The sequence below is a fragment of the Burkholderia sp. L-4 genome, from assembly GCF_056856535.1.
Genome location: NZ_JBXEOX010000001.1, coordinates 313,893 through 327,170, shown reverse-complemented (window position 1 = coordinate 327,170; position 13,278 = coordinate 313,893). Strand labels below are relative to the sequence as shown.

Here is a 13,278-nt window from a genome sequence, read left to right as displayed (position 1 = left end):
ACGACCTTGGCAAACGTCCTGAAATACGGTGCCCCCTACCTCTCCCCGTCGCGCTGGCCGACCAACGTCAGCATCTGGTCGGCTTATCGCAGCGAATCCTCCGCGTACACACGACATCCTGCGTGCCCGCACGACGCCCATCTCGTTCAGCTGAATGTGAATAGTTGCACGGGGTTCGGTGCAGGGGCTTTCGCCGCACCTCATACTTCCGGAGGCACTGGAAAGCTGCCCTCTGCCCCGCGGCGTTGATGACCGGCGCGCGCTGCCCAGCGATGCCCGTGCCGACCCGGGAATAAGGCCGGGACACAACACGCCGGTTTCCGCCAACCAAGGATTCCGCGCTGCGCGATCTCAGCGCGACGTGCGCGGTGCGATCGACCGGCGTCGACGCAAACGGCGCGCACTTTGCGCCGATCGAGGAAGGAAGCGCCTGCTTCGGCGGCACCGCCTATTCGCTCATCGAGGAAATCTACGTGTTCTGAGGCGGCCGCCCCATGCTCGTCAAAAAGAACAGCGCGGATTGTTGATGGCGCCTGCAGGGCGACGCACAGGCGTTACAACTGGCACTCCAGCCGGATCGTTGCGCTTGCCGCGAACCGGGTGCTCACCGCCTCGGATGAGTCGAATCCGGATGATATCCGGCGGATTAGGCGAAGAACGGCACTTGATAGCACCACTTTGCGTTATCCGACGCAACTCTGTCGTGCCTCTTCATGGCGCCTCGATCATTCCGTACCTTCGACAAGAAACGTCGGAGTTCAGCTGCGCCGCAAGCCGTACGACGCTCACACCGGCAGCCGACACGGTCGCGAAAAACGCAGGAGGGATCTCGTAACAATGGAACGAGCGCCGCAATTTTCGCGGGAGAAGGCTTCCGTACGCATGCAGATGGGACGAGATGGCAAATATCCTGACGGCAAGAACCATTGCGCCAAGCCACATGGCGTTGTGCAAATCCTCGACATGGAGTTCCGGCGAACAGGCGATCGAGCGGACCGGCTATCGGCCGAACGTGTCGCCACTTCGAGTCGATAACGAGAGGATGCCGACCTCAGCGACGCCAATTGCTATTTGCGGGTGCTGAGCCACCCAGCAGACGGAGGGAATTTGCGCCGACTGGATACGAGCGCGGCCCGCGTCGACGTCATCGACGCATCAGTTCCGGCCGCATTGCGCTTGAGCGCCGACGCGCATTTCCGTCGCCGAAATGCAAAAACCCCCGCCTTTCGGGCGGGGGTTCTTGGCTTAGGGAGCCTGACGATTACCTACTTTCACACGGGAATCCGCACTATCATCGGCGTAGAGTCGTTTCACGGTCCTGTTCGGGATGGGAAGGGGTGGGACCGACTCGCTATGGTCATCAGGCAAAGGGGGTTGTTCTGCTGGCGTGGCCAACAGAACCAATCTGGGAAGAAGCAGTAATTTTAAGTTGTGTGTATCACACACGAGAATCCAACTTGTCGCTTGGATCTTGCGGCCGGTGCTTTCACACGGCGCCGATCTACAAGGCAGACTTGTTATAGGATCAAGCCTTACGGGCAATTAGTATCAGTTAGCTGAACGCATTACTGCGCTTACACACCTGACCTATCAACGTCCTGGTCTCGAACGACCCTTCAAGGGGATCTAGTCCCCAGGGATATCTCATCTTAAGGCGAGTTTCCCGCTTAGATGCTTTCAGCGGTTATCTCTTCCGAACATAGCTACCCGGCGATGCCACTGGCGTGACAACCGGTACACCAGAGGTTCGTCCACTCCGGTCCTCTCGTACTAGGAGCAGCCCCCTTCAAATATCCAACGCCCACGGCAGATAGGGACCAAACTGTCTCACGACGTTTTAAACCCAGCTCACGTACCTCTTTAAATGGCGAACAGCCATACCCTTGGGACCGGCTACAGCCCCAGGATGAGATGAGCCGACATCGAGGTGCCAAACACCGCCGTCGATATGAACTCTTGGGCGGTATCAGCCTGTTATCCCCAGAGTACCTTTTATCCGTTGAGCGATGGCCCTTCCATACAGAACCACCGGATCACTATGACCTGCTTTCGCACCTGCTCGACTTGTCGGTCTCGCAGTTAAGCACGCTTATGCCATTGCACTATCAGCACGATTTCCGACCGTACCTAGCGTACCTTCGTACTCCTCCGTTACGCTTTGGGAGGAGACCGCCCCAGTCAAACTGCCTACCATGCACTGTCCCCGACCCGGATCACGGGCCAAGGTTAGAACCTCAAACAAACCAGGGTGGTATTTCAAGGACGGCTCCACCGAAACTAGCGTTCCGGTTTCATAGCCTCCCACCTATCCTACACAGATCGGTTCAAAGTCCAATGCAAAGCTACAGTAAAGGTTCATGGGGTCTTTCCGTCTAGCCGCGGGTAGATTGCATCATCACAAACACTTCAACTTCGCTGAGTCTCGGGAGGAGACAGTGTGGCCATCGTTACGCCATTCGTGCAGGTCGGAACTTACCCGACAAGGAATTTCGCTACCTTAGGACCGTTATAGTTACGGCCGCCGTTTACCGGGACTTCAATCAAGAGCTTGCACCCCATCATTTAATCTTCCGGCACCGGGCAGGCGTCACACCCTATACGTCCACTTTCGTGTTTGCAGAGTGCTGTGTTTTTATTAAACAGTCGCAGCCACCAGTTTATTGCAACCCCTTCACCCTCCTGGCGCAGGCCAGTCAAGCTACAAGGGCGTACCTTATCCCGAAGTTACGGTACCAATTTGCCGAGTTCCTTCTCCCGAGTTCTCTCAAGCGCCTTAGAATACTCATCTCGCCCACCTGTGTCGGTTTGCGGTACGGTCATCGTTAGACTGAAGCTTAGAGGCTTTTCTTGGAACCACTTCCAATTGCTTCGCTCCCTAAGGAGCTCGCGCCACACCCTTGAATTACGCGCCCGGATTTGCCTAAGCGCCTTCTCCAATGCAGCGACCGGGACTTCCAACACCCGGACAACCTTCCGCGATCCGTCCCCCCATCGCATCTAACAATGGTGCAGGAATATTGACCTGCTTCCCATCAGCTACGCATTTCTGCCTCGCCTTAGGGGCCGACTCACCCTACGCCGATGAACGTTGCGTAGGAAACCTTGGGCTTACGGCGAGGGGGCCTTTCACCCCCTTTATCGCTACTCATGTCAGCATTCGCACTTCCGATACCTCCAGCACGCTTTTCAACGCACCTTCGCAGGCTTACGGAACGCTCTCCTACCATGCGAGCAAAGCTCGCATCCGCAGCTTCGGTATATAGCTTAGCCCCGTTACATCTTCCGCGCAGGACGACTCGATCAGTGAGCTATTACGCTTTCTTTAAAGGGTGGCTGCTTCTAAGCCAACCTCCTGACTGTTTTAGCCTTCCCACTTCGTTTCCCACTTAGCTATATTTGGGGACCTTAGCTGGCGGTCTGGGTTGTTTCCCTCTTGACACCGGACGTTAGCACCCGATGTCTGTCTCCCGTGATTGCACTCTTCGGTATTCGGAGTTTGCTATGGCGGGGTAATCTGCAATAGACCCCCCAACCATGACAGTGCTCTACCCCCGAAGGTGAGACACGAGGCACTACCTAAATAGTTTTCGGAGAGAACCAGCTATTTCCAGGTTTGTTTAGCCTTTCACCCCTATCCACAGCTCATCCCCTAACTTTTCAACGTTAGTGGGTTCGGACCTCCAGTACGTGTTACCGCACCTTCATCCTGGCCATGGATAGATCACCTGGTTTCGGGTCTACGCCCAGCAACTGAACGCCCTATTCGGACTCGCTTTCGCTACGCCTGCCCTATACGGTTAAGCTTGCTACTGAACGTAAGTCGCTGACCCATTATACAAAAGGTACGCCGTCACCCCTTACGAGGCTCCGACTGTTTGTATGCATGCGGTTTCAGGATCTATTTCACTCCCCTCCCGGGGTTCTTTTCGCCTTTCCCTCACGGTACTGGTTCACTATCGGTCGATCACGAGTATTTAGCCTTGGAGGATGGTCCCCCCATCTTCAGACAGGATTTCACGTGTCCCGCCCTACTTGTCGCACACCTAGTTCTTTCATACTGTTTTCGCCTACAGGGCTATCACCTGCTATGGCCGCACTTTCCAGAGCGTTCGGCTAACAATACAAATAAAGAGTGCAAGGCTCATCCCATTTCGCTCGCCACTACTTTGGGAATCTCGGTTGATTTCTTTTCCTGCGGTTACTTAGATGTTTCAGTTCACCGCGTTCGCTTCGCATGGCCTATGTATTCAGCCATGGATACTCCAAAAGGAGTGGGTTTCCCCATTCGGACATCTACGGATCAAAGCTCGTTTGCCAGCTCCCCGTAGCTTTTCGCAGGCTACCGCGTCCTTCATCGCCTGTGATCGCCAAGGCATCCACCACATGCACTTGTTCGCTTGACCCTATAACGAGTCTGTCTCTCGACAGCCGCTACAGGTTGAGTTCTCGCGTTGTGCCGTATTCCAAATTGAGTCAAACATAGAGTTCGAATCATCTTGAGATACATCGATACAATCACAACCCGGATAGTTTTCACGTCCATCTCAAGACGCTTCCGCTATCCAAATTACTTACTTCTTCCAGATTGTTAAAGAACGACAGCCGATATCTGTTGATATCCTCTGACTGGCTCAATCGCCAATGCAAAATTCTCGGTTCAGCGTGTGAACCAAGCACTTAGCGTTGGTGATTGGTGGAGGCAGACGGGATCGAACCGACGACCCCCTGCTTGCAAAGCAGGTGCTCTCCCAGCTGAGCTATGCCCCCATGAGTACAGATGCCTCAGGTACCTACCGCCAGACAATGGTGGGTCTGGTTGGATTCGAACCAACGACCCCCGCCTTATCAAGACGGTGCTCTAACCGACTGAGCTACAGACCCCTGAGTCTGTCTTTAAATTTACAGCCGATAAGCGTGAGCGCTCAACTTATGCGAGAAGCTCTGGAAAGGAGGTGATCCAGCCGCACCTTCCGATACGGCTACCTTGTTACGACTTCACCCCAGTCATGAATCCTACCGTGGTGACCGTCCTCCTTGCGGTTAGACTAGCCACTTCTGGTAAAACCCACTCCCATGGTGTGACGGGCGGTGTGTACAAGACCCGGGAACGTATTCACCGCGGCATGCTGATCCGCGATTACTAGCGATTCCAGCTTCATGCACTCGAGTTGCAGAGTGCAATCCGGACTACGATCGGTTTTCTGGGATTAGCTCCCCCTCGCGGGTTGGCAACCCTCTGTTCCGACCATTGTATGACGTGTGAAGCCCTACCCATAAGGGCCATGAGGACTTGACGTCATCCCCACCTTCCTCCGGTTTGTCACCGGCAGTCTCCTTAGAGTGCTCTTGCGTAGCAACTAAGGACAAGGGTTGCGCTCGTTGCGGGACTTAACCCAACATCTCACGACACGAGCTGACGACAGCCATGCAGCACCTGTGCGCCGGTTCTCTTTCGAGCACTCCCACCTCTCAGCAGGATTCCGACCATGTCAAGGGTAGGTAAGGTTTTTCGCGTTGCATCGAATTAATCCACATCATCCACCGCTTGTGCGGGTCCCCGTCAATTCCTTTGAGTTTTAATCTTGCGACCGTACTCCCCAGGCGGTCAACTTCACGCGTTAGCTACGTTACTAAGGAAATGAATCCCCAACAACTAGTTGACATCGTTTAGGGCGTGGACTACCAGGGTATCTAATCCTGTTTGCTCCCCACGCTTTCGTGCATGAGCGTCAGTATTGGCCCAGGGGGCTGCCTTCGCCATCGGTATTCCTCCACATCTCTACGCATTTCACTGCTACACGTGGAATTCTACCCCCCTCTGCCATACTCTAGCCTGCCAGTCACCAATGCAGTTCCCAGGTTGAGCCCGGGGATTTCACATCGGTCTTAGCAAACCGCCTGCGCACGCTTTACGCCCAGTAATTCCGATTAACGCTTGCACCCTACGTATTACCGCGGCTGCTGGCACGTAGTTAGCCGGTGCTTATTCTTCCGGTACCGTCATCCCCCGACTGTATTAGAGCCAAGGATTTCTTTCCGGACAAAAGTGCTTTACAACCCGAAGGCCTTCTTCACACACGCGGCATTGCTGGATCAGGCTTTCGCCCATTGTCCAAAATTCCCCACTGCTGCCTCCCGTAGGAGTCTGGGCCGTGTCTCAGTCCCAGTGTGGCTGGTCGTCCTCTCAGACCAGCTACTGATCGTCGCCTTGGTAGGCCTTTACCCCACCAACTAGCTAATCAGCCATCGGCCAACCCTATAGCGCGAGGCCCGAAGGTCCCCCGCTTTCATCCGTAGATCGTATGCGGTATTAATCCGGCTTTCGCCGGGCTATCCCCCACTACAGGACATGTTCCGATGTATTACTCACCCGTTCGCCACTCGCCACCAGGTGCAAGCACCCGTGCTGCCGTTCGACTTGCATGTGTAAGGCATGCCGCCAGCGTTCAATCTGAGCCAGGATCAAACTCTTCAGTTTAAACCTGTTACTGTTTTCGGTTCGGTTAAGAACCGGTCGCTCACTCAAAGCTGACAGGAATATGAATCACTTCATAAACCTGACTTACTTTAGTGTGAGACTCTTGATACTTTCGCTATCTGATCCGAGGATCAGCTCGCTGTCATCAAGCGCCCACACTTATCGGCTGTTAATTTTTAAAGAGCAATCTGCGAGGAACATCGTGTTTCCCGGCAGCGCTGCGTTTTCAGCAGCAGAGAAGCGAGATTATGAACCGTGTTTCGCAGTTCGTCAACAACTTTTTGCACTACGTCGTTGCGACCGCGGGGCTCAACTTCCGTACCGTCGGGGCCGTTCCTGCCAAGCCTCAACCGCACTGCTTCCCCTCCTTCCGCGCCGCGTTTCCGTGAGCGCGAAAGAGGCGTGATTCTATGCACCTCGCGCCGCCCACGCAAGCCCTTTGTGAAAAAAGTTTGAAAAAGCCCCCGTGCGCTGCCGCGCACGGGGGCTGGGGGTTCGACGGGCGACGCGACAACGACGCCCGCGCCGTCGCCGACCACACTTCTCTCTATATATAGAGCCTCATCACTTGCCGCCGGCCGCAGCCTGCAGCTGCTCGATCGGCACCGCGTCGGCCATCGCCGTGTAGCCCGCGTCGCTCGGATGAATACCGTCGCCGCTGTCATATCGGCGCTGCAGCACGCTCGGGCGCGCCGGATCGCGCAGCACCGCATCGAAATCGACCACGCCGTCGAACCCGCCGCCGCTCCGGATCCACCGGTTCACCTCGAGCCGGATCGCTTCACGCCCGGCCGGCAACGCCGCCGGCGTGAGCGTCGCGCCGTAAACCTTCACGCCCTGGCGGTGCGCCGCCTCGATCAGCCGGCGGTAGCCGTCGATCAGCGACGCGGCCGTCACCTGCGTATGCGGGTGGTCGCAATCGAGCCCCGCGCGCGGCGGCATCGCCGCGAAGTTGATGTCGTTGATGCCGATCAGCACGACCGCCGCCTTCACACCCGCACGCGACAGCGCATCGCGCTCGAACCGCGACGCCAGCGACGTGCCGTAGCACGCGGAATCGCTGAGCAGCCGGTTCCCGCTGATGCCCAGATTCACGACACCGACCGAATCGGCCCCCGACGCCGTCAGCCGGCGCGCGAGTGCGTCAGGCCAGCGGCGGTTCCGGTTCACGCTGGAGCGCAGCCCGTCGGTGATCGAGTCGCCGATCGCGGCGATACTGGCCCGCGCGGGACCTGTTTCGACTGCCAGCTCGGTCACCCAGGCAAATTGAGTAAAACGGGTACGGAACGCGGCGGCGCCGGGATCGCTCACGTGATCGCCCGGCGCAGACACATAGTTGAACTGGTTCGACACGCGGTGCCAGACCGTCATCCGCTGGTTTGGCCCCATCTGGAGACTGATCGCATACGGCTGCGCGGACGCCACGTCGATGGCCACCGGATCGCTTTCGATCTCCTGGCCGGGCGCGAGCGTCACGGACGGCTTGCCGCCGAACCGGACCGGCGCGACCGCGCCGCCGGCGAGCGCCGCCCCCTCGCCGGCGCGCGCGAGGCTCGCGGCCTCGATGACCAGCGGCGCACGGCCGTACGCATTGCTGACGCGAATCCGCGCGGCGCGCCCCGACACCGTCGGGTACACGATCTGGCGCACGGCGCGCCCGGCCACGTCGGGCGCGCGGTAGAGCGGCGGCGGCGCAGCAAGGTCGGGAATCGGCTGCAGCGCGGTGGCCCACGCGGCAACCCATCCGGCCGGCGCGGCGAACGCAGCAAGCGGCGACACGAGAACGGCCGCACCCAGCATGGCCGCGGCGAAACTGCTTCGGAATGACATCGGCAAAATCCTCATCGGAAAGCGGGCATTGTGCCGCAGAAGGCGCGAGGCTCGCGTGCGGGAACGCGCTGCGTCGCCCGATCGCGCCCCGACGTCCCTCGTTTACCCGAGTCTCGCCGCAAATCCGCAAGAAATTTATTAACCGACCGGTCGGTTGGTTTATACTTCGCACACATTCAACCGGACGAGAGTCTCGCCATGTACACGCAATCCCTCGACATCCCCGGCAACGTCGCACCGCTCGACGCCGCAGCCGAGTCGCCCGAGCAGGCGCGGTTCGACGCGGTGATGGCCGCCGACGGCAAGATCGAACCGCAGGACTGGATGCCCGACGCATACCGCAAGACGCTGGTACGCCAGATCTCGCAGCACGCGCATTCGGAAGTCGTCGGCATGCTGCCGGAAGGCAACTGGATCTCGCGCGCGCCGAGCCTGAAGCGCAAGGCGATCCTGCTCGCGAAGGTCCAGGACGAAGCCGGCCACGGCCTCTATCTTTATAGCGCGGCCGAAACGCTCGGCGTGTCGCGCGATTCGCTGATCGACGCACTGCACGCCGGCAAGGCGAAATATTCGAGCATCTTCAACTACCCGACGCCGACCTGGGCCGACGTCGGCGTGATCGGCTGGCTGGTCGACGGCGCCGCGATCATGAACCAGATTCCGCTGTGCCGCTGCACGTATGGCCCCTACGCTCGCGCGATGATCCGCGTGTGCAAGGAAGAGTCGTTCCATCAGCGTCAGGGTTTCGACGCACTGCTGTCGATGATGAAGGGCAGCGACGCCCAGCGCGCGATGGTCCAGCAGGCCGTGGACCGCTGGTGGTGGCCGGTGCTGATGATGTTCGGCCCGAGCGACGCCGACTCGGTCCACAGCAGCCAGTCCGCGAAATGGGGCATCAAGCGGATCTCGAACGACGACCTGCGGCAGAAATTCGTCGACGCGACGGTCGACCAGGCGAAGGTGCTCGGCGTGACGCTGCCCGACCCCGACCTGAAATGGAACGAAGCCCGCGGCCACCACGACTACGGCACGATCGACTGGGACGAATTCTGGCGCGTGGTCAACGGCGACGGCCCGTGCAACAAGGAACGCCTCGCGACCCGCGTGAAAGCGCACGAGGACGGCGCATGGGTACGCGAAGCCGCGCTCGCGCACGAGGCGAAGCGCCGCGCCCGCGCCGAACAGCACGCCGCCTGAGCGGCAACACCCGAATTCAGGAATCAGGAGAAAGTGATGAACAAGGAATGGCCGATCTGGGAAGTGTTCGTGCGCAGCAAGCAGGGCCTCGACCACAAGCATTGCGGCAGCCTGCACGCCGCCGACGCGACGATGGCGCTGCGCATGGCGCGCGACGTCTACACGCGGCGCCAGGAAGGCGTGAGCATCTGGGTGGTGCCGTCGTCGGCGATCACCGCGTCGGACCCGAACGAGAAGGCCGAGCTGTTCGAACCGGCGGGCGACAAGATCTACCGTCACCCGACGTTCTACACGCTGCCCGACGAAGTCAACCACATGTAACGCCCGCGCCATGACGATCACGCCCGAACACCTCTCCTACGTGCTGCGCCTCGCGGACAACGCGCTGATCCTCGGTCAGCGCAACGCCGAATGGTGCGGCCACGGCCCGATCCTCGAGGAAGACATCGCGCTCACCAACATGAGCCTCGACCTCATCGGCCAGGCGCGCATGCTGTATACGCACGCGGCCGAGCTCGAGCGCCAGCTCAACGGCACGACGAAGACCGAGGACGACTACGCGTACTTCCGTACCGAGCGCGAATTCGCGAACTTCACGCTCGCCGAGCTGCCGCACTACGGGCCGGTCTCCGGCACCGCGCACGCCGACAAGGACTATGCGGTGACGATCGTGCGCAACTTCCTGTACGCGGCATTGATGCTGCACGTATGGAGCGCACTGGAAACGTCGACCGACACGCAGCTCGCCGCGATCGCCGCGAAATCGGTGAAGGAAACCCGCTATCACGTGCAGCACGCCCGCGAGTGGCTCGTGCGCCTCGGCGACGGCACCGACGCATCGCATCGCCGCGCGCAGGATGCGCTCGACTACCTGATGCCGTACACGCGCGAATGCTTCGCGGCCGATGCGATCGACAACGCGATCGCCGCTTCGGGCATCGGCCCGGCGCCGGCCGCGCTCGAAGCCGCGTGGCGCGCGGACGTGGACGATGCGCTCGCCGAGGCGACGCTCGCGCTGCCGGCGCCCGTGAAGCACGTGACGACCGGCAAGCAGGGCGAGCACTCGGAGCACATGGGCTACCTGCTCGCCGAAATGCAGAGCCTCGCGCGCCAGCATCCCGGCGCAACCTGGTAACCGGCCAACGCCACGGAGCCCGACGATGTCCGTCCAGACCGCTGCCCCCTCCCACGCCACACCCGCCGCGCGCCACGACGATCCGCTGCTCGCCCGCGCGTGGGACGTGCTGGAAGCCGTGCCCGATCCCGAGATTCCGGTCGTGTCGATCCGCGAACTCGGCATCCTGCGCGACGTCCGCCGCGCGGACGACGGCCAGCTCGAGGTCGTGATCACGCCGACCTACTCGGGCTGCCCGGCCATGTCGCAGATCGCCGAGGACATCGCCGCCGCGCTGCAGGCCGCCGACCTGCCGCCGCACCGGATCGAGACGGTGCTCGCGCCCGCGTGGACGACCGACTGGATCACGCAGGAGGCGCGCGACAAGCTGCGCGCGTACGGCATCGCGCCGCCGGTCGGCCAGTGCGGCAGCGCCGCGCCACGGGAAAACGTCGTGCGCTTCGTGCCGCGGCCGGTCGCGGCGCCCGCCTGCCCGCGCTGCGGCTCCGCCCGCACCGAGCGTCTCGCGCAATTCGCGTCCACGGCCTGCAAGGCGCTGTATCGCTGCGTCGACTGCCGCGAACCCTTCGACTACTTCAAACCCTACTGAATATGGCGACCCCGCAATTTCATCCGCTGCGTATCCGCGACGTGCGGCCCGAGACCGCCGACGCCGTCACCGTCTCGTTCGACGTGCCGCCCGAGCTGCGCGACGCGTACCGCTTCACGCAGGGCCAGTTCGTCACGCTGAAGACCCACATCGACGGCGAGGAAACGCGCCGCTCGTATTCGATCTGCGTCGGCACGACGGATTACGACCGCGACGGCGAACTGCGCATCGGCATCAAGCGCGTGCGCGGCGGCCGCTTCTCGAACTTCGCGTTCGACACGCTGAAGCCCGGCCACACGATCGACGTGATGACGCCGGACGGCCGCTTCTTCACGCACCTGAACGCCGACCACGGCAAGCAGTACGTCGCGTTTTCCGGCGGCTCGGGGATCACGCCGGTGCTCGCGATCGTGAAGACGACGCTCGAACTCGAGCCGCGCAGCACCTTCACGCTGATCTACGGGAACCGCAGCGTCGACGCGATCATGTTCGCGGAGGAGCTCGAGGACCTGAAGAACCGCTACATGAACCGCTTCGTCCTCTATCACGTGCTGTCGGACGACCTGCAGGACGTGGAGCTGTTCAACGGCGTGCTCGACCAGGCGAAATGCGCGGAATTCCTCCGCACGCTGACGCCCGCCGACGCGATCGACGAAGCGTTCATCTGCGGCCCGGCGCCGATGATGGACGCGGCGGAAGCCGCGCTGAAGGCGGCCGGCGTGCCGCAGGCGAAGGTGCATGTCGAGCGCTTCGGCACGCCGCTGCCGCAAGCCGGCACGCCGGCCGTCGAAATCACCGAGCAGACGCCGGCCGCCGACCTCGAAATCGTGCTCGACGGCAAGAAGCGCAAGCTGCGCCTGCCGTACGAAGGCGTGAGCCTGCTCGATGTCGGCCTGCGCGCGGGCCTCGCGCTGCCGTACGCGTGCAAGGGCGGCGTGTGCTGCACGTGCCGCGCGAAGGTGATCGAAGGCGAGGTGCGCATGGAGAAGAACTACACGCTCGAGGAGCACGAAGTGAAGGACGGTTTCGTGCTCACGTGCCAGTGCCACCCGATCAGCGACAAGGTCGTCGTGAGCTACGACGAGCGTTGAGCGGCATTGCGCCGCGGCGCCGGGCGGTTTCTCGCCGTCACACATCTCGCTTACACTAGGGGCCGCCGGCCGGCTGGACATCGCGACGTCCGCCCGGCCGGCGGTTTTCTTTTGTTGACGACAGGCCGATGAGTACCATTCATGTGATTCAGGGCGGCACCGCCGCCGCGTCGCTGCGCGAGGCACTCGCGCAAGCCGGGCGCGACGAGCACGTCGTCGGTTTGCTCGACGATCTCGGCGTCGGACCGCTCAAGGGCGCCGACGAGACGCCCGACACGCGCGCCGCCTTCTGGCACGACGTGCTCGGCGACCAGATCCCCGACTGGAACGCGGAAATCGAGGGCGAATTCGCGCGTCTCGACCAACTCGCGATGGACACGGGCCAGGTGGTCGTATGGCACGCGCCGAGCGTCGGCGACAAGCTGCTGCTGCGCCGCGTCGCCTACCACCTGCGCAACGTGCCGCAGCGCCTGAACGAGGTACGGCTGTCGGCCGCCGATTTCGACCCGGCGCAGCGCAGGGCGCTGTCGCGCACCGACCAGGCATGCTCGACCGGGATGTTCTCGCCCGCGGAACTGGCGCGCAAACGCCCGGCGGCCGCGCCGGTCTCGGTACTGCGCATCGGCCGCCTCGCACTCGAATGGCAGGAGGCGAAACACCTGAACGCCGAACTGCGCTACTGGGTCAGCAACACGATCAAGAGCGGCTACTATGCCGATCTCGACGCGCTGATCGTCTCGCACGCCGAAACCGACTGGCTGCCCGCGCGGCGCCTCGTCGGCAGCATCATGGCCGCCGCCGACCGCGGCGGGCTGTTCGTCAGCGATTCGATCGCCTGGTGGCGCTGCCGCGCACTGGCGGCAGCCGGCCGGCTCGAGTTGCAGGACGACGCGCCCGACGCCCTCTCTTCCACGCAGGTGCGCGCGGCCCGCGCGGCTTTCGCGCACCGCTAATCTTC

The 13,278-nt window shown here is 61.4% G+C and carries 7 protein-coding genes, 2 tRNA genes and 3 rRNA genes; 6 read left to right on the top strand and 6 right to left on the bottom strand.

Annotation, left to right across the window (positions count from 1 at the left end):
• Window positions 1-1,252: 1,252 nt before the first annotated feature.
• The 6 genes from rrf to AC1VVG_RS01490 all read right to left on the bottom strand — a co-directional run bounded on the left by rrf (window position 1,253) and on the right by AC1VVG_RS01490 (window position 8,308).
• Window positions 1,253-1,365, bottom strand: a 5S ribosomal RNA gene (gene rrf / locus AC1VVG_RS01515).
• A gap of 156 nt (window positions 1,366-1,521) precedes the next feature.
• A 23S ribosomal RNA gene (locus AC1VVG_RS01510) occupies window positions 1,522-4,403 on the bottom strand.
• Between the two features lie 288 nt (window positions 4,404-4,691).
• Window positions 4,692-4,767, bottom strand: a tRNA-Ala gene (locus AC1VVG_RS01505).
• Window positions 4,768-4,804: 37 nt separating this feature from the next.
• Window positions 4,805-4,881: transfer RNA gene (locus AC1VVG_RS01500), tRNA-Ile, on the bottom strand.
• Window positions 4,882-4,945: 64 nt separating this feature from the next.
• Window positions 4,946-6,478: ribosomal RNA gene (locus AC1VVG_RS01495) — 16S ribosomal RNA — on the bottom strand.
• The 16S, 23S and 5S rRNA genes sit together here with 2 tRNA genes alongside, the layout of an rRNA operon.
• 564 nt (window positions 6,479-7,042) lie before the next feature.
• Window positions 7,043-8,308, bottom strand: coding sequence for an SGNH/GDSL hydrolase family protein (locus AC1VVG_RS01490; RefSeq protein WP_482835168.1), 1,266 nt, complete (start codon window positions 8,306-8,308; stop codon window positions 7,043-7,045).
• A 198-nt stretch (window positions 8,309-8,506) separates the two neighbouring features.
• On the opposite strand from AC1VVG_RS01490, the gene paaA reads away from it, so the two are divergent.
• The 6 genes from paaA to AC1VVG_RS01460 all read left to right on the top strand — a co-directional run bounded on the left by paaA (window position 8,507) and on the right by AC1VVG_RS01460 (window position 13,273).
• Window positions 8,507-9,505: a 1,2-phenylacetyl-CoA epoxidase subunit PaaA gene (paaA, locus tag AC1VVG_RS01485; RefSeq protein WP_006477414.1), complete on the top strand. Its 999-nt coding sequence runs from the start codon at window positions 8,507-8,509 to the stop codon at window positions 9,503-9,505.
• A gap of 36 nt (window positions 9,506-9,541) precedes the next feature.
• On the top strand, window positions 9,542-9,826 hold the full coding sequence (paaB, locus tag AC1VVG_RS01480) for a 1,2-phenylacetyl-CoA epoxidase subunit PaaB (RefSeq protein WP_034188015.1): 285 nt from the start codon (window positions 9,542-9,544) through the stop codon (window positions 9,824-9,826).
• A 10-nt stretch (window positions 9,827-9,836) separates the two neighbouring features.
• Window positions 9,837-10,640, top strand: coding sequence for a 1,2-phenylacetyl-CoA epoxidase subunit PaaC (gene paaC, locus AC1VVG_RS01475; protein ID WP_034188016.1), 804 nt, complete (start codon window positions 9,837-9,839; stop codon window positions 10,638-10,640).
• 25 nt (window positions 10,641-10,665) lie between these two features.
• Complete coding sequence (paaD, locus tag AC1VVG_RS01470; RefSeq protein ID WP_034188017.1) at window positions 10,666-11,229, top strand: 1,2-phenylacetyl-CoA epoxidase subunit PaaD; 564 nt, start codon at window positions 10,666-10,668, stop codon at window positions 11,227-11,229.
• A gap of 2 nt (window positions 11,230-11,231) precedes the next feature.
• Window positions 11,232-12,320 (top strand): 1,2-phenylacetyl-CoA epoxidase subunit PaaE, encoded by a 1,089-nt coding sequence (gene paaE / locus AC1VVG_RS01465; protein WP_069245526.1) that lies wholly within the window; start codon window positions 11,232-11,234, stop codon window positions 12,318-12,320.
• Window positions 12,321-12,448: 128 nt separating this feature from the next.
• On the top strand, window positions 12,449-13,273 hold the full coding sequence (locus AC1VVG_RS01460) for a DUF1835 domain-containing protein (protein WP_049030972.1): 825 nt from the start codon (window positions 12,449-12,451) through the stop codon (window positions 13,271-13,273).
• Window positions 13,274-13,278 lie beyond the last annotated feature (5 nt).

What these genes read in the sequence shown, in the direction of transcription:
- AC1VVG_RS01460 (WP_049030972.1), top strand. Translation starts at nt 12,449, where the DNA reads ATGAGTACCATTCATGTGATTCAGGGCGGCACCGCCGCCGCGTCGCTG.
- paaB (WP_034188015.1), top strand. Translation starts at nt 9,542, where the DNA reads ATGAACAAGGAATGGCCGATCTGGGAAGTGTTCGTGCGCAGCAAGCAG.
- paaC (WP_034188016.1), top strand. Translation starts at nt 9,837, where the DNA reads ATGACGATCACGCCCGAACACCTCTCCTACGTGCTGCGCCTCGCGGAC.
- paaA (WP_006477414.1), top strand. Translation starts at nt 8,507, where the DNA reads ATGTACACGCAATCCCTCGACATCCCCGGCAACGTCGCACCGCTCGAC.
- paaE (WP_069245526.1), top strand. Translation starts at nt 11,232, where the DNA reads ATGGCGACCCCGCAATTTCATCCGCTGCGTATCCGCGACGTGCGGCCC.
- paaD (WP_034188017.1), top strand. Translation starts at nt 10,666, where the DNA reads ATGTCCGTCCAGACCGCTGCCCCCTCCCACGCCACACCCGCCGCGCGC.
- AC1VVG_RS01490 (WP_482835168.1), bottom strand. Translation starts at nt 8,308, where the DNA reads ATGTCATTCCGAAGCAGTTTCGCCGCGGCCATGCTGGGTGCGGCCGTT.